20 protein-coding genes are annotated in these 21,320 nt (G+C 45.0%); 2 read left to right on the forward strand and 18 right to left on the reverse strand.

Features of this window, described 5'->3' with window-relative positions; all coding sequences use genetic code 11:
- Window positions 1–71: 71 nt before the first annotated feature.
- From GON05_RS31485 to GON05_RS31495, 3 genes are all read right to left on the reverse strand, one after another.
- Window positions 72–1,832 (reverse strand): CotH kinase family protein, encoded by a 1,761-nt coding sequence (locus GON05_RS31485; protein ID WP_276509722.1) that lies wholly within the window; start codon window positions 1,830–1,832, stop codon window positions 72–74.
- 112 nt (window positions 1,833–1,944) lie between these two features.
- Window positions 1,945–2,457 carry a GNAT family N-acetyltransferase gene (locus GON05_RS31490; RefSeq protein ID WP_157325792.1) on the reverse strand — a complete coding sequence of 171 codons (513 nt, stop codon included), beginning with the start codon at window positions 2,455–2,457 and terminating at the stop codon, window positions 1,945–1,947.
- Between the two features lie 139 nt (window positions 2,458–2,596).
- Window positions 2,597–3,760: a DUF4317 domain-containing protein gene (locus GON05_RS31495; RefSeq protein ID WP_157324983.1), complete on the reverse strand. Its 1,164-nt coding sequence runs from the start codon at window positions 3,758–3,760 to the stop codon at window positions 2,597–2,599.
- A 291-nt stretch (window positions 3,761–4,051) separates the two neighbouring features.
- Between GON05_RS31495 and GON05_RS31500 the strand changes: the two genes are divergently transcribed.
- Together GON05_RS31500 and GON05_RS31505 are read left to right on the forward strand one after the other, a co-directional pair.
- Window positions 4,052–4,810 (forward strand): phytanoyl-CoA dioxygenase family protein, encoded by a 759-nt coding sequence (locus GON05_RS31500; RefSeq protein WP_157324984.1) that lies wholly within the window; start codon window positions 4,052–4,054, stop codon window positions 4,808–4,810.
- A gap of 36 nt (window positions 4,811–4,846) precedes the next feature.
- Window positions 4,847–5,686, forward strand: coding sequence for a helix-turn-helix transcriptional regulator (locus GON05_RS31505; protein ID WP_157324986.1), 840 nt, complete (start codon window positions 4,847–4,849; stop codon window positions 5,684–5,686).
- Window positions 5,687–5,738: 52 nt separating this feature from the next.
- Here the strand turns inward: GON05_RS31505 and GON05_RS31510 are convergent, their stop codons facing one another.
- The 15 genes from GON05_RS31510 to GON05_RS31580 form a co-directional block, all read right to left on the reverse strand.
- Entirely contained in the window at window positions 5,739–6,566 is an 828-nt protein-coding gene (locus GON05_RS31510) for a carbohydrate ABC transporter permease (protein ID WP_157324988.1), read from the reverse strand.
- 15 nt (window positions 6,567–6,581) lie between these two features.
- Window positions 6,582–7,463: a carbohydrate ABC transporter permease gene (locus tag GON05_RS31515; RefSeq protein ID WP_157324990.1), complete on the reverse strand. Its 882-nt coding sequence runs from the start codon at window positions 7,461–7,463 to the stop codon at window positions 6,582–6,584.
- 101 nt (window positions 7,464–7,564) lie between these two features.
- Window positions 7,565–8,914 carry an ABC transporter substrate-binding protein gene (locus GON05_RS31520; RefSeq protein WP_157324992.1) on the reverse strand — a complete coding sequence of 450 codons (1,350 nt, stop codon included), beginning with the start codon at window positions 8,912–8,914 and terminating at the stop codon, window positions 7,565–7,567.
- Window positions 8,915–9,105: 191 nt separating this feature from the next.
- Complete coding sequence (locus GON05_RS31525) at window positions 9,106–9,882, reverse strand: AraC family transcriptional regulator (protein ID WP_157324994.1); 777 nt, start codon at window positions 9,880–9,882, stop codon at window positions 9,106–9,108.
- 25 nt (window positions 9,883–9,907) lie between these two features.
- Complete coding sequence (locus tag GON05_RS31530; protein WP_157324996.1) at window positions 9,908–10,483, reverse strand: LysE family translocator; 576 nt, start codon at window positions 10,481–10,483, stop codon at window positions 9,908–9,910.
- Between the two features lie 113 nt (window positions 10,484–10,596).
- On the reverse strand, window positions 10,597–11,817 hold the full coding sequence (locus GON05_RS31535; RefSeq protein ID WP_157324998.1) for an MFS transporter: 1,221 nt from the start codon (window positions 11,815–11,817) through the stop codon (window positions 10,597–10,599).
- Between the two features lie 102 nt (window positions 11,818–11,919).
- On the reverse strand, window positions 11,920–12,597 hold the full coding sequence (locus GON05_RS31540) for an ABC transporter ATP-binding protein (RefSeq protein WP_157325000.1): 678 nt from the start codon (window positions 12,595–12,597) through the stop codon (window positions 11,920–11,922).
- Complete coding sequence (locus GON05_RS31545) at window positions 12,594–13,709, reverse strand: ABC transporter permease (RefSeq protein ID WP_246239616.1); 1,116 nt, start codon at window positions 13,707–13,709, stop codon at window positions 12,594–12,596. The genes GON05_RS31540 and GON05_RS31545 overlap by 4 nt, the downstream gene beginning before the upstream one ends.
- A 63-nt stretch (window positions 13,710–13,772) precedes the next feature.
- Complete coding sequence (locus tag GON05_RS31550) at window positions 13,773–15,149, reverse strand: sensor histidine kinase (RefSeq protein ID WP_157325002.1); 1,377 nt, start codon at window positions 15,147–15,149, stop codon at window positions 13,773–13,775.
- Window positions 15,146–15,823 (reverse strand): response regulator transcription factor, encoded by a 678-nt coding sequence (locus GON05_RS31555; RefSeq protein WP_181646292.1) that lies wholly within the window; start codon window positions 15,821–15,823, stop codon window positions 15,146–15,148. The genes GON05_RS31550 and GON05_RS31555 overlap by 4 nt, the downstream gene beginning before the upstream one ends.
- Window positions 15,824–15,993: 170 nt before the next feature.
- A complete protein-coding gene (locus tag GON05_RS31560) occupies window positions 15,994–17,187 on the reverse strand; it encodes an MFS transporter (RefSeq protein WP_157325004.1) in 1,194 nt (397 codons plus the stop codon).
- 45 nt (window positions 17,188–17,232) lie between these two features.
- Window positions 17,233–18,039, reverse strand: a complete 807-nt coding sequence (locus GON05_RS31565) for a carbohydrate ABC transporter permease (RefSeq protein WP_157325006.1) — start codon at window positions 18,037–18,039, stop codon at window positions 17,233–17,235.
- Between the two features lie 30 nt (window positions 18,040–18,069).
- Window positions 18,070–18,936: a carbohydrate ABC transporter permease gene (locus GON05_RS31570; protein ID WP_157325008.1), complete on the reverse strand. Its 867-nt coding sequence runs from the start codon at window positions 18,934–18,936 to the stop codon at window positions 18,070–18,072.
- Window positions 18,936–20,303, reverse strand: a complete 1,368-nt coding sequence (locus tag GON05_RS31575) for an extracellular solute-binding protein (protein ID WP_246239617.1) — start codon at window positions 20,301–20,303, stop codon at window positions 18,936–18,938. The genes GON05_RS31570 and GON05_RS31575 overlap by 1 nt, the downstream gene beginning before the upstream one ends.
- Window positions 20,300–21,241, reverse strand: a complete 942-nt coding sequence (locus GON05_RS31580; RefSeq protein WP_157325010.1) for an amidohydrolase family protein — start codon at window positions 21,239–21,241, stop codon at window positions 20,300–20,302. The genes GON05_RS31575 and GON05_RS31580 overlap by 4 nt, the downstream gene beginning before the upstream one ends.
- Between the last annotated feature and the right edge of the window lie 79 nt (window positions 21,242–21,320).

The following is a 21,320-nucleotide window of genomic DNA, read 5'->3' on the forward strand; positions in this document are numbered from 1 at the left end:
TCGATGCAAGCAATGGTTCATCCTAAAAAAAGCCCCAAACCAACTCGGTACGAGCGGTTTGAGGACTTTTCCTATTCGTTCGCAGGTGTCGAAGCTGCCTGTCCGGCCGCTTCACTTCCTTGCTCCGTCGAAGGCTGGTTACCTCCATTACCGCCATTCATTCCGTTCGGGAATCGGCCTTGCCCGCTTCCGAAGCCGTCTTTGCCGCCGGGACCACCTTTGCCCATCCCGTTGCCCATCTTCGACAGATCCACCGTTGAGGCATCGATCAGTGTGCTGGCGTCAGCTTTTTGACCATCCGTTGTTGAAGGGATTTCGCCGTTAAGCTGACCTTGAATGCTCTCCGAGCGAAGTGTTCCCAGCTTCGTTAGCTCCGTTACAGCGGCTTTGTACTCGTCGTAGGTGTTGAAGGCGCTTGGGTCATTTTGCACATGGCTGGAAATCAATTGATCGAGGTTCGCAACCGTTTGTTCAAATTTACCGTCCGCAAAGTAACCATCCACAATTTCTTGCAAGTACTCATGATACTTCTCCATATACTCCGGTACTTCAAGCAGCTTGCCAAGGATCGGACGATCCTCCAGGCTTACGCCGGAGAGCGGCGTGTCAATGGCCTGATTGACGACATCGGATGCACTACCTCCCTGGAACCCACCGAAGGCCATATTGTAATCCCAAGGCAGCATGCTGAGTTGACCGTCATTTTCATAGAGATAATAATTATGCCCCATATTGGACGTGTAGCTGTCCATATTCACCACGACCGTGTGCGCGGCAAAATATTTCAATACCGCGTCCACATCCACCGACGACTCCAGATCCGTGCCTGTGCTCAGATTTTTTAGCGCCGCGATAACGCGTTCGTAGTCGGTTTCATCCGTTTTCGTTTCAGCATTGTCAAAAATGGCGGAATAACTGCTAACCTCATCGTCGGTATAAACGAGGGAAACTCCGTTCTGCGCGCCATTCATGCCGCCTCCGCCAGGACCACGGTTTCCGTTACCATCCATTGGAGGCATGCCGGTTTGTTGCGTCGCAGCGTCACCTGACGGTATCTGCGGAGGAGTCGCGCCCGTTGCGCCAGCATCCCCTGTAGCGCCCTGTGCACCGGCTCCAGCGGTTTCGCCATTTGCGCCCGGAGCATTCCCCATTTTGCCCATGTCACCTGGCATGTCGCCATCATTGTTCGGTTTGTACAGCTCACCTTCGCCGTCTTTCGTTCTGTCGAGGTAGCTGCCATCTATCACTTCAACCGCCAAGTAGAAGCCCCATGACTCGCCATTGACTTGAATATCTGCAAAAGCATACAACGGAGCGTCGACTCCGATATAGCTCATGATATCATAGCTTAAATATTCCTTCATGTAGCTGCTGTCAGACTGCATGTTGTTAACGACGATTTTGTCGAGACCCATCCAGGTTTGGCCGTCTACATACTCATCGAATTTAATTTTAAAACTATAACGGTCTGTCGTATCGTCTGATACAACTTGCTTGAGGGAGGAATTACCTTTGGGCCGGATTCCGACATTCTTGATGGTCGTTCCGTTAATCGTAACATCCGCTGAAATGTATTCCTCTTCTGCTGCGTTATCCAGCATCTCCTGCCATTTCGCTTCATCAACATCAACGGAGAATGACATGATTTTGGTTTTATCCATTTCCTTGACATACCCCAGCGTTTGCGCACTTGAAGTGTCCGCCGCCGCGGTCGCTGCTACAGCTTCGGTCGAAGCACCAGACGTTTGCGTATTTCCTTGGCTGCATGCCGTCAGCAAAGCTGAGCATAATAACACATAGCTGGCTTGTTTCATTAACATTTTTATATTCATATTGACATCTCCTTCTCTAAGTAGCCGCCACATGAACGACTGTGATGCACTTAGTTTAAGAGAACAACCTTTAATGAAACTTAAATGGAAAATGAACCGTACGGGAGCTTGTTCAATATGTTCTAGCAACCTTATACACTTTTGTATATAAAATGTCTTTACAAACAGAAAACGTCGCTTCCGTGAGCGTTTGAGGATAGCTCATCATCTTGAGCGGTAAATCAGGCATCCCAATCTGAAGTGGCGGCTGCATATAGTCGAAATCATTCAGATGAAAGCCGAGCCGTGTATAAAAGTTTACTCTTCGCTCCGCTATGTCCGTAGTTGGGGGTTCCACTTCCAATAAAACGGGCTTTAATGATTCTGCGATATAAGCCGTCATTAATTTTCCGCCTAAACCGCTTCCCCGTACGCCAGGATCAACAGCAATGTGCTCCACAAACCGAAACATAGGGAATTCCCATACGGCTAAAAAAGCAATGATCTTGTTGTCCTCGACTTCAGGAATAAGCCGATAGTTAGGATCAGATAGCAGTTCCTTTGCTCCTGCATAAGTTCTGCGTTCAATTTCAGGAAATGAAGCTTCCATAATCGCATAAATTTGATCAAATTGGCTGTCTTGCATCATCATATTCTCCCTTATGTAGACTGCATTTCACATTTCACACTTGCTATGATAACATTCACATTTTCAAAATAAAAAATGCCTGTTAATTAGAAAAAGGAGCCCGCAAACCCGCGTGGCCCCACTTAATTATTCCGTTTTACAACGTCTCCGTGCTGAGCGTAAATCCTTCGATAATGACGTCTTCGTCAACCTCGATCAAAATGCATCGTTTTCCTTGGTAATTCACTTGTCTCACATACTTTAAATCTTGCGGACTGACCGAAATCGTCGCTACTTTTGTATCAATCTTAATGGATTTCGACGTGAACTTCGGAAGGACGCTGCTTGCTTTAATCTCATAGTTTTTGTCGTCGACGACATTTTGAAACGCCCGTTCCACCTTTTCCTTCGTCACGTCCTCCACGCCGCTCACCATCAGCATACGTTCCACATCTTGATAATCCAGCTTCGGAGGCTCTTCTTGCTCGTTGGACTCGATGACCCGATGAATTTCCTCGTATACCTGAGCAATCGTAGAGGCATCCAGTTCTTCACCGGCAACTTCCTTCACGATATCCTCGAAAATAGCTCTTTCTTCCAGCGCCGTTACGGTCTTCTCGGCATTCAGGACTTGCTCAATGAAAGGCACATTCGGTTCATGCGCTCTCCCCGAGCAGTACAGAATCCGATTTACGTCGGAGTAGTTATCCGTCACGCTAGGGTAGAAAAACCCTTGCTCCGGGGTGTTCAATTTGATGATCGGGTCTACGAAGACATTGTACTTGAATTCCCTCTCGACATAATCAAACATGAGCGTTTTCCGCTGCTGCTCCGTGGAATTAATGCTGCACAGAATGAACAAATTCGCGAACATTTCATCCTTTTCGCTCTGCTCGGCTTCATCGTTCCTCGCCTTGGTCGGGCGGGAATATTGTCCGCGGACAAAAGTAATCACCGTATCCTGTTCGTATACGGTATCCGCCAACATTTTATCCACCAACAAAAGCATTAAATCCTGCCATTCTTGCGGATCACCGGTTATCAAACCTTGATGGAGAAGCACCTTTGTTGGCTGTTCCGCTTCTTCCTGAAATTTCAATTCGAACATCTTCTGATCTAATTCGCCGGTCAGCAGTTTTTTGAAATTCGCCATATAGAGCTCCTGCTTCTCTCTGTCCAATAAGGCGAACGGCTGGCGCTCGTAGTGGTAGATCTCATTCGTTTCCTTCATAATATACACGTTAAAAATTTCGTAAAGATTTAGCAACTCGTGATCCAATTTAAATAACTTGCGAATATGCGCAATTTCTTTTTTCATCATGATCCGTCAGTCAACTCCGCTTCCACCATTACTTCCTTTGATAATTCCGCTACAAATAAAACGAACATGTGTTTCTCTATTGCTTGAATGAACACTTCCTGTATGTTAATTCATAATGATCATTTTCACAACCATTTTAAAAATTTACCTCCAAAAGGTTTTATAGTAGATATCAATTTCAGACACAAAATATCTGACTCACGTGCATTTTATTCCCTTTTAAAATCATCTACTATTATAAATATAAAGGAATTGCACATCAGTTTTATACGAACAAAGGAGGATTTTTTTATGACAATTCAAGTTCAATCCGAGAGAGTAAATCCACTTACACCGGAGCAAATCAAGCAGTACCATGAAGACGGTTTTATTATTATTAAAAATGGCTGCAGCGATGATCTGATCGATGCTTTTAATTCGCATATTCATGCTATCCGTTCTTCCGAATCTATGCCTGAATGGGCAAAACCAAGAAAAGGCGGAGCCGTGGTCGATGATAAGGACCGCTTCTCCCTCCGGTTGTTTAATCCTCACCTGCATGATGGCTTTTCCTTGCAGATGATGAAATTGCCGGTTGTACGCGGCGCACTGGCCCAAGTTCTTGGCGATGAAGCCGCTGGCGTTCAAAGCATGTACTTTTACAAAGAACCCGGATCCCCAGGGCAAGCCGCTCATCAGGACTATTACTACATTAAGAATGATCCGAACACGTTGACCGCCGCATGGGTTGCCATGGAATATACCAATGAAGAGAACGGCTGCCTGTACGTCATCCCCGGCTCTCAGAAACTCGGAGTTCTGCCCCATGGCGATGTGAAAAATTTACAGGAACACGAAGCTTGGACTCATGAGGTGGAAGGCATCGATTTAAGCAAGGAGATTCCAGTTATCTTGGATAAAGGGGATATCTTAATTTTTGACAGTAACCTTATCCACTCTTCTACACGGAACCGTTCCAACCGCTGGCGGCGCTCCTATGTATGCCACTACATCCGCCATGACTCAACGATTGAGCGAGAAGATTTAAAAAAGAAAATCTCTCTTGTATAATGAAAGAAAAGCTGTCCGAAAGGATGGAATAATCGAATGGACATAGCATCCAAGGTGGAAGTCATTCCACCTTCTTTTGTTGTGACGAATACCTACGCAGGTACCGTAGTCTATGGCCCCGGCGGGAAATACGGTCCCCGTATTCAGATGGATTTGCAGCTTGTCCTGCTCCATAGCGGCTCCATGACCGTAGAGATTGACGGCGTCCCCTTCTCTGTCCCTCCAGAGAGCATTGCGCTGCTCAAACCGGGACATGAGGAGATGTTTCATTTTAATGAGAAACGTGACACGTGGCACCGTTGGATTGCTGTGGCTGTGGACCCGCTATTACCAGACGCAGCGGCTTATTTCGATTCATTACCCCTCTACATCCCTTTGACGACGCGACTGAATCAATTGACAGATATGCTGATGTCTTTGCAAAACGATGGATGCTCTACGGAGGATGAAGTGGTAAAAGCGCTAGGCCGTTCTGCTTTGTGGTTGTATGCGACGGAGTATTTGCATTTGGGATTGAATCACCTGAAACATCCGGCCGTTCTCCTTGCTGTGGAAACAATCCACGAAAGATTTGGCGAGGAGCTCAACCTTAAGGATTTATCGCAGATTACCGGAAAAACGCCCGAGCATATGATCCGCCTGTTCCAGCGGGATGAAGGGGTAACACCGATCCAATATTTATGGCAGTACCGGGTAAAAAAGGGGCTGGAATTGCTGCGCAGTACAGGCTTGAATATTGGTGAAGTTGCCGAACAATCCGGTTTTAAAACCTCGTATCATTTTGCACGAACCATCAAACGGCATACCGGTCTGACACCTAGTGAAATTCGTAAGGAACACTACAACAAGCCCTATCGCTCTGGAACGAACGTATGATTCAGAAGAAGAGCCCGGCCACGCTTCCAAGCGTAGTACCGGGCTTTATTCATTATCCTTTTACAGCTCCTGACGCAACTCCGCTGATAAAATACTTCCTCCCCACCACGCTTAGAAGAATTAAGACCGGAACCGCCATCAGAAACGCGCCTGTAATCGGCGTAGCATAGTCCTCTTTATAGGGATTATTCATCGTCGAAATGCCTACGGATAACGTCATTTTGTGCTCAGAGGTTAAAAAGATCAACGGGCTTAAATAGTCATTCCACGAGTTCATAAAGTTGAGAAGTCCCACAATTCCGATGCCGCTCATGGATAAAGGAACTGCAATGCTCACAAATGTTCGCCATTCCGTACAACCATCCACCCGTGCGCTTTCATACAGTTCTTTGGGTATGGCCGTCATCACTTGGCGTATCAAGAATATGTTAATGGCCGATATCGCTCCGGGAAATATTAAAGGAGAAAACGTATCCAACCATCCCCACTGTTTAAACATAATGAAACTCGGAACGAGCGTCATCTGCGATGGAATGAGAATAGTTGCGATCACAACGGTAAACAGCACATTTTTTCCTTTAAAATCATACCGTGAAAAGCCATAAGCAACCAAGGCATTACCGATCATAGAGAGCACAGAAACCGCTACGGCAATAAAAACTCCGTTGAAAAATTGGGTCCAAAACGGTATCTTCTCGAACAGCAAGATAAAGTTGTCCAGCGTTGGATGCAGCGGGATCGGATTCAACGGAGATGCTACGATGTCATCGTATGTTTTAAACGATACGCCTACCATATATAGAAAAGGGAGACTGAATAATAAACTCAATAAAACTAAAGCAGTATATACAGCTAAACGATGAATCCGGTTTACTGTCATTGTGGCATTCCCCCTTTACTTCTTCTCCTGAAACAACCGGATTTGAATAGTTCCTACGATAAGTAGAATGACAGTAAACACATAACCCACAGCGGATGAATACCCGAAGTTTTGTAACCGGAAAGCTTGCTGGTAGATGTACATCGTTGGGAATAGCAACGATTGCTCAGGTCCTGACTGTCCAGGCCCGGCAAGCACAAACGGCTCGGCAAACATGGTAAATGAGCCGATAATGGCCTGAAAGACGATAAAAGTCATGATAGGCCTCAGCAACGGTAAAGTCACAAACCACAACCTTTGGATCGCGTTTGCCCCATCTATTTTGGCCGCTTCGGTAAGCTCCTTAGGGATGTTTTGAAGTCCTGCCATAAAATAAAGGATATTAATGCCCAAATATCGCCACGTTAATAAAATGATTAATGAGGGAAGCGTCCACCTTGGATTCTCCAACCAACCGATCGGATCCATACCGACGAAAGTAAGCACTGTATTTAAAATGCCGAATGATTTGTTGAAGATGAATCCGAAAATGATAGCTACCGCAACAGCCGATGTAATATTAGGTGTAAAAAAGAAGGTTGCAAACCACCCCTTCTTCTTTTCAATGAAAGGCTGGTTAATTAGCAAAGCAACCATTAGCGCAATCGGCAAGATGATAAAGACACTGCCCCCTGTCGCTTTCAGCCCGTTCCACATCGACTTCCAAAAAACATCATCATTCATAACAAGCGTGTAATTCTTGAATCCTGCGTAGGTCAGCTTGCTGACACCTTGGAATAAGCTGAGCCAGAACCCGTATAGAGTCGGATAAAGGCTAAACACGGCAAAGTGAATAAAAAAAGGACTAATGAACAGATATGGTGCAAGTTTAAACCACTTTGACTGTTTGATAGGCAACGTTCAAACCTCCTTAAAACCAATGTCCAAACCTTACTTAACAAGAAGAAAGGAGGTGCAGGTTGCCCCTCATCTCCCTTGTCATTCAAACTGCCCGCCATCTAACCGGCAGTTTCATTTTTCTTCATCGACTGCTTTAATTCATCATCAACCTTTTGAAGAAACTGCTCAGGAGTCAATTTGCCACCTTCCAATTCAAATCTATACTTATCCCAAGCATCGGCGAATAAGGTCCGCCACCAAGCCTGGTTTTGGTTTGGCGCTACAGCTACAAGCTTCCCATACAGATCTCCCAGATCCTGACCGCCGAAATACTTGGTATACTTGCTTTGCTCATGCAAGCCCGCCTCCTTGACGGAAGTCAGAAGCGCAGGGAACAGGTTCACAATTTGGAAGCGTTTGACGGAGTTTTCAGGAGTTAACTGCGCAAGCTTCATGAATTCCCAGGCTAAATCTTTATTCTTGGAAAACTTTGAAATCATCAAGCCTGTTCCGCCCCATACGGTAGTCGGGACTGATTTCGGGCCGCCTAAAGGCATGGGAACAGCCGCCCATTTGCCCTCTAATTCCGGTGCGTTATCCGCAAGCAGATTGACCCACCAATCGGGGCCGAAAGCGGCTATGTAGTTCCCTTTCTTGAATTGATCCCAGTACGCCGGGCCGTCATAATAATTTTTATCCATAATGCCGTCTTTTTTCCATGCGTACATCCGCTTCAAAGCGGTTTGGCCTTCCGGGGTATTAAAGCCGGGTTGGCCGTCTTTCGTTACAATATCTCCTCCTTCTTGCTTAATGAACAATTCGAAATAGGTTTGGTCCCCTCCGGTTTTCGTCGTGGAATTTCCGGGAAATATAAAATGTTTATCACCGACTAATTTTTTAGCTTGTTCCGTAAATTGATCCCACGTTTTGAGCTCGGTGACAGAGATTCCTGCTTTATCAAACAAATCCTTACGATAATAAAGAGCAGAAGCCGTTGCGGCATGTTCGATCCCGTACTGCTTGTCGTTAATGGTGTACAACGCTTGCCGACCTTTAGACATCACTTCGGTTAGATTGTCTTTTTTCAAATAGTCATTTAAAGGCACGAATGGGATATCACCGCGAATAAATTTAGGAAACTGTCCTTGTTCAATGTCGATCAGATCAGGTGCGCCCTCTCCTCCAGATTTGGAAATAACGGAGTATTTGTCGACAAGCGCTGTGCTCTCCATTAAATTAATGTCAACCGTAACATCCGGCTGTTTTTTCTTAAAATCTTCTTTTACAGCCTCAAAAAACCGTTTATGAGGCTCTGCAAACACCCATAATGTCAGCTTTTTTCCACCTGCATTTGTTTGCTCTGCATTTTTATTTTCGCCAGATGTAGACTCTCCGACATTAGGTGTACATGCAGTTAACGCGATTGTTAACGAAATTGCTGCAGCAGTCGATGACCACTTTTTCCTCATCACCTACACACCCTTTCCAATTCTTGAAAATTTAGTAGGACTGTCTATAATTCAAATCATAATGTATGCGTTTACAGTTGGAAATGCACGAACATCCATTAAATTGTGTCCGAGATTGATATCTGGTTGACGACGGCAGCTCTGCCGGCATCCCCATTCCGGCTGGGGGCTTCATTCTCATTGGACTTTTTTCAATGCAAATGTGATATATACTCAAACGCTGTTGTCCCGTAGACACTTTTGAAATGTTTGTTTAAATGGGTTAAATCAACAAATCCGCAGGCAGCTACGGCCGAATAAATATCCTTATTTTTCTCGATGATACATTTCGCCCGTTCGATTTTGGCGTTCAAGAAGTATTGGTAGGGTGATATGCCCATATGCGCCTTGAATAAACGAATAAATTGAAACTTTGATAATTGAAGCTCACTAGAGATTTCGTCAAGTTTAAGCACATGTTCCAGGTTGGCATGCAGCATTTCCCTTGCTTTACGAATCAACTGGTTATCTTTCTTGACGTTCGTTGAAAAGTTCGTTTGAACCAGGCTCTCTGCGAGATTTACGAATAATTCGCTGCACAAAGCCTCATCTTTCTCACTCAAAATGGCCTGTGAGAGACTTAAAACGCGTTGTTTTAGCTGAACATCGTAGACAATCGGAGCTGAAAATCGCAAGATCTCCTTTTTCTCTGAGGCATCCAAGAGTAATTGGGGTTCAAAATAAAGCATGACATAATCCAAACCTGTCTTGTCATGAGCCATGCCATCATGCGTCTGTTCCGGATTAAAGAGCATAACACCATTCTGATGCGATAATTGCAGACTGCCGTCCAAGTGATATTCTTGAATCCCACGTAACGTCACTCCGATGGCGTATTCCTGGTGAGCGTGCTTTTTATACTTAAAATCCGTCATACTTGCCGACAGCGCTTTAATACCGGCCGACTTTTTATACACAAATTGGTTCATTTCATTCACCTCTTGGTAAGCTTGCTTACAACCAAACCATAACGGCAGCATAAGCCAAAGATAACGCCAACAAGACATTAACAATTTTGTTGTATTTATGTAAAAATGCCTTGAAAATCGCACCGAAAAGCACCCATGTGAGAAAGGCTAAAAATCCGATTCCAATGATAACCATAATGCTAATTGACATCATCGTGCGTGAGCTATAGCTAGGTATAATAAACGCTGGAATTACCGTTAGTGCAAATAACACGACTTTCGGATTCATAAACTGCATCAGAAAGCCTGACCGAAAGGTCGCCGCTTGGTTTACTGTCGGGTTAGCTGTATCCATTTTACAAATCAGATAGGAAAGATAGAGCATATAAGCACTTCCAATGATCTGCAGAATCAGGATGATTTTCGGTAAAAACGCCATGAGCATCGAATTTAAAAAAGCGGAAATGATCAGTAAAACGCCAAAGCCAACCGTTGCTCCATACGTATATTTCATCGCCTTTTTCGCCCCATGATGATGGACGGTGGACAAAATCACGATATTCGTAGGTCCAGGCGTAAAGGTAGCAATCATACAGTAAATAACAAAAGATGTAATATTCATGAGAACCTCCTCTTACCGGCTTTTCTCATATATTACATCTTAGATTATAGTCGCTATAGTATATTATTGCAGAGATTGGGCGTTATGCGCCATGGAACTGTGTGGTAAAGCTCTTATTTAGATATCTCCTTAGCTGCGGATACACTGGACTGGAAAGAAAACTTCGGCAGCTTAAGCAGCACAGCAACCAGCAACAACAAACTACCGTTGATGGCGAACACGACGGGAATAGATAGTTGGGTTGCTAGAAAGCCCCCAATCAGCGGCCCCAACAGCAGGCCCATTTGATTGGCCGATTGATTAAGGCTGAACGCGCGGCTGCGGAAGCTTGGTTCCGTATGAGTAGCGATAAAAGCATTAAGCGCTGGAAATACAGCAGCGAAAAAGAGCCCGTAAACAAACCGCAGCGATCCGAATCCAATTAGATCGTGGAACAATATTTGCAAAAAATTCCCGATGCCTCCGCCGATAAGCCCGATGAACAGCACCTTTTCGTAACCCAGCTTGCTTCCGAGCTTGCCCCAACGGGGCGCCGCAATCAATGTTGCAACTCCTACCGCGGAGAAAATAATCCCCGCATGAAGTGAGGCGGACGACTGGCTGGAGCCAAGCTTCAGCACATAGATCGTTAGTAAAGGTTCCAAAATCATGATGGATGTCGAGGTAATAAAGACAATGAACAGCGCGTATACGAGCGTCCGATTCGCAATCGCTTCTTTAAGATCATTAAGCACCGAGGATCGCTTCGCTTCGGATTTAACAAAGGAAGGCTCCTTCACCCAAACCCATGCAATGACGAAGGCAATCAGCACCATCACACCTGCCAGCAAAAAGGTTTCACGCGTGCCGATCAGGTAACTTACACTTCCTCCCACCAGCGGTCCTATGACGGAAGCGGCTGCACCGGAGGTAGAGATGATGCCAAGCGCATAGCCGACGTGTTTTTCCGGCGTATTCGTTGCTACCATCGCTATGGCTGAGGGAATATAACCCGCGAGCAAGCCTTCGATAATTCTTACGAGGATAAGCTCGTATGGATTTTGTACGATGAAGTATAAAAAATACGCGATGGACAAGCAAATTCCGGCGCGAAGCATCATCGGCTTCCGGCCATACTTATCGGCCATGGAGCCCCAGAATGGAGCGATTAAAGCAGCGGCCAAAAAAGTAATGGCAAATACGACACCCGTCCACAGTTCCAAATGGCTTTGTACACCGAGATCATTTTGCAGAAATATAGACATAAACGGTATGGATACCGTATAGGCCATACTGACGAGGAAAGTCCCTACCCACAGCACGAAAAGATTTCTTTTCCAGGAATTATCAGCCAAAAAAGCACTCCCTTTTCTTCGTTTGTCTCTATCTTACCATTAACGTCAAGGGAGTCTTAATAGAACGTTTTTTTTAGATGATAAAATCTTGTAATGACTTTTTTACTTCGAGATTAGTTTACCGTTCTCAAGCCAAAGCACTCGGTCACAAAGCGGCAGCACTCTGTCATCATGCGTAACCATAACGGCACTCTTTCGCTGCTCTTTGACTTGCTTGGCAATCATACGCACGACATCGAGTCCGCGTGAAGCGTCCAAACTCGCTGTTGGTTCATCTGCGAACAGGACGGCGGGGTCATTCATAAAGGCCCTGGCTATCGCTACCCGTTGACGTTCCCCACCTGAAAGCTTCTCAGGATAGGCGTTTCGTCGATGCGTGAGCCCCATTTTATCAAGCAAAGCTTTGGCTCTTTGACCTGCCCGCGCCTTCTCCGTCCCGGCAAGCTTGGAGATCAGGATCAGTTGTTCCTCGACTTTGAGGTAAGGGATTAAATTGGCGCTTTGAAAAATAAAGCCGATTTTTTGAAGCCGTAGTTCGGACAGTCCTTGCATGTCCTTACCGTGAATGGCTTCTCCGTCAATCAGTACCTGTCCGCTCGTTGGTTCAAGAAGCGCTCCTGCGATGGACAGGAAAGTGCTTTTGCCTGAGCCTGAAGGCCCCATCACCGCAACGAGTTCGCCTTCGGCTACCTCCAAGTCGAGCTTATCCAAAATCATTCTTTCATTGCCGCCGTCCTGAAAAGTACGGGTAATCGCCTGTAATACGAGTCTGTTTGTCATGCTGCAGTCCTCCCAATCGCGTCTAAAGCGTCAATTTTCACAATTTTCCACACCGAAATTAACGAACCGACAAGAGACATGGCCATAAAAGATAGACTAGTAACCGCCAATGTAGAGAAACCTAATTGAAATGGCATAGAACTCGGTATTACAGCCTTAAACAATTGAATGAAGAGAATACTAATAACTAAACTGCCAATGGATAAGACTAGAACCTGCAGCGCCACACTCTTTGCTAAATAGACCGTACGTGCCCCTACGGCTTTCAAAATGCCGAATTGGCTTGTTTTCTGAATCGTAATGACATAAAAGAATACGGCTAATACAAAAGCAGAGATAACAAACAAGAAAACAATCATCATCATCAACGAGCCTTGCTCTTCTTTGTATCCAGGAATAGCTGACACAGCCTCAGACTTTTTTATCACTTCGGTATGAGGCAGCACGCTTTGGAGCTGATCGGCTTTTTCATTCGAGGTCTTTATCGCAATCGCATTGTATGGCTCCTCCGAAGAGTTGGATCGACTGGACGACTGCTGAAGATTTTGCCAATCTTGTTTATTTAGAAAGACAGCAGGTGTGTGACTAAATGACTCGTTTTTTACAAAGCCGCTGACGGTCCATTTTGTCCCTGAAGCTTGATCGACCAGCTCTGTGCCTATTTTGACGCCGGAATCCGACAATTTCCTGTCAACAAGAACATGTCCTGCTGTCAGTTCGGTCATCGGCGAACCTTCTACGGATTTGGGTGCCAGCCAACCATCCGGATTCACAGCCAGTATCGTAACATCGATCTTCTCCGTTCCTCCAGCTTGCATAACCGTTGTCATTTTCACGCCAAGCGGTTCGGCATTTTCTTGTCCTACGACAAGGCCGGCTTGTTCGATCTGGTTCTTATCTATCTTCGATCGGGTAAATCGGTGGTTTGCGTCCTGTTCCATTACAAAATGTGTTGCGTCCATGTTTTTAACCGATGCGGCATTATCATACGCCAGACCCTGCGCAAGCCCGGTAACAAACAAAACAAGAAATGCTACCAGCACCATAATGGTGGCGATTAATGAATATCGCGCCTTAGCAAACCTCATTTCTCGAATAGCAAGATACATCATGCTTCCCTCCTTCGTAATGACTCAAGTATAGGAAGCGAAAATGAACGGCAAATGAATAACAGATTACATCTGAGGCAGCGTTACCGTGAAGGTGGTTCCTTCCGGCGAACTGGCTACTTCTATACGGCCTTCATGAACTTGAACGATTTTCTTTACAATAGAAAGTCCCAGACCTGTCCCGCCGGAGGAACGCTCGCGTGCACGATCTACCCGATAGAAGCGGTCGAACAAAAACGGCAGATGCTCTGTCGCAATACCGTCGCCTGTATCCTGAATCTGTATTTTGCAAAAAGAATTTGTCCGTTCCGCTCGTATATCAATGCTTCTTCCCTTTGGGATGTGGTTGACGGCATTGCCAATCAGATTCATCCAAACTTGCATAAGCAGCACTTCATCGCCGTAAAGGTTGATCGTTTCAGGTACAGAAAGCTTTAACAGCAGCTCCTTCTCTTCAATCTGCCATTGCAGGACTTGAACAGCTTGGCGAATCTGCCCTCGCAGCGAGAAGGATGTCTTGTTCACTGATTCTTGTCCTTGCTCAAGTGACGATAGCAACAGAAGTTGCTTGCTTAACATCGATAAGTGGCGGCTCTCTTTCTCGATAATGGATGCATAATGCTTTCTTTCATCCTGAGGAAGCTCACGATCTGCGAGTACGGAGGCGAAGCCTTGAATGGACGTTAGCGGTGATTGAATCTCATGGGAGACGTTGGCTACGAATTGTTGCCGTGCTTGATCGACTCTGTCCAATTCATGGCTCATGGTCATAAAATGCTCAGCCAATTGCCCGATTTCATCGCGGCGATGGATCGGGAGTTTAATCTTATAGCTTCCCTGAGCAATTCGTTTCGTCGCATCGGACAGGCGTGTGATCGGTTTCACTAAATAGGTTGTACTGATTAAGAAAAGCACGATGCTAATGATAATGGTGAACAAAATGATTTGTGCGAAAAATATGCGTAATTCACCAAATTGCAGGAGCACATCCGGGCGTATGAAGAGGGCATAAGTCCTGTCTCTTCCATGAACGGGGACCCCTACTGTATTACTCAACCGATTATCAAAAAAACCAGAGATAAAAGGTTTGTTCGGGAATTCAGCGACACCGTGATACAAGTTACCGTTGAGAACAGATTCTTTCGCGTGATCATCCATATCCTGTTCGCGGAAATCACGTCCATAATAGCGATTGGTCCCTTGGCCATCTGTCCAATAGATTTGATACCCAAGTGCCGCGGCGTTTTGCAGATATTCATGGATGTTATCAGGTTGTTTCTCCGCATACTGCTTCATCTGCTCCGCAATGCCAATTAACTTCTCGTCGTTGTAGGGCTTAAGTTTGACATGATAGTACATATTGGATCCCAGAAAACCGATGATACTGCTTACAATGATGACCGTTAGCGTAATCAGGAAGACCCGAGAGTATAGCGACTTCATGGCTTGCCCACCTCAATTTTGTAACCGATCCCGCGAACCGTCCTAATAGCGAAATCGTCCGCGTAATCTGCAAATCGTTCACGAAGCCGTTTAATATGCACATCGACCGTTCGATCATCACCTTCGTAATCCATTCCCCATACTAGTTGAATGAGTTCATCGCGCGAGAACAATCGGCCAGGATACTCAGCAAGCTGCGAAAGCAACTCGAATTCCTTCATCGGCAGCAGAAATACAGTCTGACCGTCCGTAATCTCAATATTTCTCCGATCAATTGTAATTCGATTTAATCGAATGGTGTCACTTGAAGCTCGATGATACCGTCGGAATAAGGCTTTAACCCTGAATACCAGCTCTTCCGGCTCAAATGGTTTGGTCAGATAATCGTCTGTCCCCTGGGTATATCCCTTTTCCTTGTCTTGTAGTTGATCCCGAGCAGTAAGCATAATAATGGGGATATCGTAATTTCGTCGAAGATAGTCACATAGTTCGAGCCCATCCATTCTCGGCATCATGACATCAACGATCGCTAAATCAATGGGTGTTTGCTTCATCAGCTCGATCGCTATCATGCCATCCTGAGCCTCGTAAATCCCATATCCTTCTTTCGTGAGCACATATCGAAGCAGTTCTCGAATATTCGCATCATCGTCTGCAATGAGCAGGTTCCTCACTATGATTTCCTCCTACAACTTGAATTCAATCTCAACTAATGAAAATCCAACCACTCCATATTGTATCACGGATGATGCATCTTCATTTAATCGCAAGCAGGAAGCAAAACAAAAAAAGAGACAAAAATCTCAAGAAATTTATTCTTAAGAATTTGTCTCCAGAAGACTTTTTATACGAGCTGTTTCACACGTTTAGCTTCAAGCACCTTGAGCGTCAAGGCGGCTCCAATCAAGGCAACACCGGTAACGAGGAATACGAAATGGATTCCTATCCATCCACCAAGTACACCGCCAAGCAAAGGACCAGCGACAATGCCGAACTGATTTGACGATTGGTTAAGACTGATTGCCCTTCCGCGAAAATCTGCCTCGCTGTATTTAACGACAAGTGAATTCAATGCGGGATAAACGGCAGCAAAAAACAGCCCATAACTGAAACGCAGTATACCAAAGCCGATAAGATGATGAACACCGAGCTGGATGATATTTCCAACACCTCCGCCGATCAGCCCGATGAAAAGGATTTTGTCATAACCGATACGCCCTCCGATGATTCCCCATCGAGGACCCATGATGACGATGGCAATGCCCACTGCTGAAAAGACAACACCCGAGCTGAGCGTAGCGTTGTTTATACTGCCACCAATTTGCACCACATAGATTGTGAGCAGCGGCTCCAGGATCATAACGGAAGTTGAGACTAATAAGGTTAGCCCAAATATCTGCATCAATCGCGTGTTGCCAGCAGCTTGTTTAAGATCACCGATGACACTTGGTCGAGTCCCCTTATGCCGTTCATGAACTTCTTTAACACCGATCAGAACGATGAAAGCGGAAACTAACGTGATAAGACCAGATACGACGAAGCACGCCCGCAATCCCAACCAATGACTAAGAACACCACCGGCGAGCGGCCCTAGAATTCCCCCAGCAGCAGTTGCCGTCGATATGACGCCAAGTGCGTAACCGACATGTTTCTCAGGCGTATTCGTGCCGACCAAAGCAATTGAAGCAGGACTAAAGCCCGCCATAAGTCCTTGAAAGATCCTAACAATCATGAAACTATAAGGATCATGAACGAAGTAGTTCGCGAAGTGTGCCAAAGCTAGGCCTATACCAGAACGAATGAGCATAGGTTTCTTGCCATATATATCGGCGAGCCCACCCCAAAATGGCGCACACAAACCACTAATCAGAAAGCTGATCGAAATGGAAACGCCTGACCAAACTTCTAAACCACTCTGAATACCTAAATCTTCTTGCAAAAAGATAGGAAAAAACGGAACTGAAAGGGTATACGCCATGTGATTAAAAAATAAGCCTAGCCATAACATATAAAGATTGCGTTTCCAATAGCGTTCCATGCTGTCACCGCTCTCTGATTACCGTGTCTTGTCTTTCCTACCTCGTTATTTAAATCCTGTAAGAGCTATCCCTCGAATAATTTGTTTCTGGAAAATGAAAAAAATAACAATAAGCGGAATGACAGATAATGAAGCTCCCGTCATAATTAATACCCAGCTTGAGCTGTCTTTTAATTCACTTGAGAAATACGAGATTCCTACCGGAATCGTCAGGTGTTCGGGGGTTTGCGTAACAATTAACGGCCAAATAAACGCGTTCCAACTACCAAGAAAAGACAATATACATAGCGTGGCAAGAGCAGGCTTTACAAGCGGAATGGATATACGAAAAAGTATGTTCCACTCATTCATTCCATCAATTCTTGCAGCATCCAGTAGATCCACTGGTAAGGATTCCATGAATTGTTTCATCAGGAAGATACCAAATGCCGAGATAAGACCAGGAAATAAAATCCCTATATACGTGTCTACCCAGCCCAGCTTTACGGTGAGTAAATACCAAGGAATGATGAGCATTTCGGTAGGAACCATTAATGTGCTCAGAATGGCAGCAAAAATAAGCTTCTTTCCTCTAAAGGAGAACTTTGCCAAGACATACCCGATCACAGTATCAAAGAAACAGACGCTTATCGTTGTTATAATAGCTATGATAACGCTGTTCAGAATCCATTGAGAGAATGGCGTTCGGGTAAATACTTCCACATAATTAGACAATGTTGCTTGTTTCGGTAATAGGTTTAGTGTGAAAGCATCAACCGGAAATTTCAAAGATGTTGATATCATCCACACAAATGGAAAAATCATGCCCAAACTTCCGACTGCTAGTAAAATCAACCGGAACGTTCTGCTCATTGTTACACCTCCGTAATCCTGGCCGTTCCGTCAATAATCAATCTTTCTATTGAGTATCTTCATCTGCAGAAGTGACAATGACAGAATCATTGCAAATAAGATAATCGTGGCTGCCGATGCTTCCCCCATTTTAAAGTGCTTAAATGCTAAATTATAAATGTAAAGGACTAGCGAAACTGTAGAGTTCAGGGGTCCGCCGTTGGTCATGTTCAGCACTTGCGTGAACGATTGCAGAAAGCTTATCGTCGCGATCACGATGGAAAAGACGATCACGGGATTCAGCAGCGGCAGCGTGATGTGCCACAATCTTTGCCATGAATTGGCGCCATCAATGGCTGCCGCTTCTTCATAGGATTTCGGTACCGTCTCCAACCCCGTCAGAAAAATGAGCATTTGAAACCCGATATTTTGCCAAATCATAACGGTAATAATGATGTAGATTCCCTGTGATGGAGATCCAAGAAATAGCTGCGGCTCGAACCCAAGCTTAATCAGCAGAGCGTTCACAATACCGTTCTTCATTAACGTCCAACGAAATACCCAACTTACGGCCACAACGCTTGTCACGTAAGGGATAAAATAAAGGGTACGAAAGAAGCCTTTTAACCATTTCAACCGCTGCAACAAGAGTGCAATCACAAGTCCTACCAGAAGCTGTGCTGGCACACCAACAATGACATAAATGAGCGTATTTCGGATTGACGCGATAAAAACTTCATCTTGAAATAAATGAACAAAATTTTGCAAGCCTACAAATGGCTTCTCTTCCGAAAGCATATCCCACTCCCTGAAACTTATGTTAAACGAGTATAGGATCGGTACGATTCGAATACTTAAGAAAAAGAATAGTGGAAGTAGTAAGCAGCTGTAGATAAACAAATATTTTTGCTTTACCATTATTTTTTATCCTGTTTGGCCCAATAATCATCAAATAGCTTTTGCGTTTTCTTCACCAGGTCATCAAAGGCTTTTTCATACGGAACTTTGTTCAATACGACTTCATCGACAGCCTGTGTGAAATAATCTCTCTCTAGTTTCTCATCCACAAAGTAATGCGCATGGGCATAACTGAGCTGGCTAATGAACGGCCCCAGTTTCTCATCCTTCGTATATTTATCTTGGAGCGCGACTTCTTTTTTGGCAGGCAGCTCGCCCACCTTTTCCGCCCATTGCTCTTGAACTTCTTTACTCGTTAGAAACTGCAAAAATGCTGTAGCAGCCTCAAGCTTCTTTCCTTGCACATTTTTTGTTATGGCGTTCGCCCAGAAAGAAACCTGAGTAGCCTTATCTTTATAGGAAGGCAGTGGCGCAACAGCGTAATTAAGGTTTGGCGCATCTTTACCAATTCCACCCAGCTGGAAGGAGCCGTCAATGTTCATCGCTGCATGACCGCCTTTGAACGCCGTGATGTCATCATTGTAAAAATCTTTTGTGCCCAATTGATGAACAAGCGACAAGTCAATCAAGTATTTGAATGCTTCCAAACCTGCAGGGGATTCATTCCACAGAATATGCCGGCGGTCATCGCTGATATCTTTACCTCCCGCTTGATAAACCAATGCATCACGGAACCAGTGGTGCAGCTGCGCTCCCGGCTGCCAAGCAATGCCCTCAACAACAAATTGACCATTTCTGTCTTTTTCCGTTAACTTCTTCCCATATGTGACTAGCTCATCCCAAGTAGCAGGCGGCTTACTCGGATCAAGTCCTGCTTTCGCAAATAGATCCTTATTGTAGAACAACGCTAGTGTTCGCACCGCCGTCGGTATGGCAAAATATTTGCCATTCAGCTTCGCTGTCTCAACAAAAGGGAAAAACTCCGATTTAATTTTCTCTTCAGAAAATGCACTTTCCGGTAGGGGCTGTAAGAAGCCCGATGCGACATATTTGGGCAGCCAGCCATAATACAGATTGATGACATCCGGCCCTTTGCCGGCAGGTACGAGCGTCGCCACTTTCTCATTGTATTGATCATACGGGAAAGTAGTTTGCTTCACCGTTATGTTCGGATATTTCTTTTGAAAATCGTCAATTAATTTGGTAATAAGTTCCACCTTGGCTGGGTACTGATACTGCCAGTATTCAATCGTCACTTTCTCATCATTACTAGCATTGGCTGTAACCGCTGCTTGTGGTGCTGTCGTATTCGTTGGCACTGTAGTCGAGACTGATTTACTGTCTCCTGCTGAGCACCCGGTTAGTAGAACAATGAATCCTAAAGATGAAAAAATAGCTCTTTTGGCCATACGGTATGTGGTTATCATAATCTTACTTCCCCTCCACTTATCAGTGAATATGTACCCACTTGCAGTAACTTCCTCGCATTATTTCCGAAAATAAGTTCCATATCCGTTTCACTGAACCGAAGATCTCTACAGACCCGGACCTGGTCCTGCAAATATCGGTATACGAAACCTCTGGGGAACGCACTCGAATCTGTGCCGAATATGATGCGCTCAGGCCCGATGAGTTCATAGGATTTGCGAAATAACGTCTCCAGCGTCAATTCATAAGGACTCCATCGAATCCACTGATTAGATCCCGATGTGTCGATATAGACATTGGGGCAGCTCCAGCATAAATGCAGCAGTTCCTGAAAATATCCGGCTCCAAAATGCGGAATGATAAACGGGATGTCGGGATATTCTCTGGCGACGTTGAAAATGGCCAACGGGTTAATGTTCAAATGCTGCACAATTCCTCCCGTGTGACCTAATAGGCCAAAGTGGATTAAAACCGGAAGCTTTCTCTCAGCCAGAAACCGCCATACCGGAGTCAATCGGGGATCATGAAACGGAATTTCAACCAGCGGTCCAAATAATTTATAACCTTTCAAACCTAGTGTATCAACGGCTCTTTGGAGTTCTTCCGCAGCATTTGGCTCTTCAATGTTGTGATGGGCAAATCCTGTCACACGATCGGGATACTTACGAATTTGCGCAGCCAGATCATCGTTATTCCAAGCCGTTAAGAAATTAATACCGCCAATCGAATAGCGATCCAATTCATCAATCCATCGGTCTATGAGCGGACGCTTGGACTCCTCTTCATTGTCTGGCTGGGATGGAAAATCCCAAGTCAAACGCATACGCTCGGATCGCAGCGCTTTGTGACGATTAATGAACTCATGGTGTGAACCTAATGGCAAAGAATAAGGTAAATGAGCATGAATATCAAAAACACGAAAACCATTTTTAAACATAGCCATCTTCCTCCTAAGTCATGTCTCCTAGAATAATAAAAAAAGAGATGCGTCATCTCCTCTTGGCAGAAGAAAACTC

This window comes from Paenibacillus anseongensis (assembly GCF_009757995.1).
Lineage (GTDB): Bacteria > Bacillota > Bacilli > Paenibacillales > NBRC-103111 > Paenibacillus_E > Paenibacillus_E chondroitinus.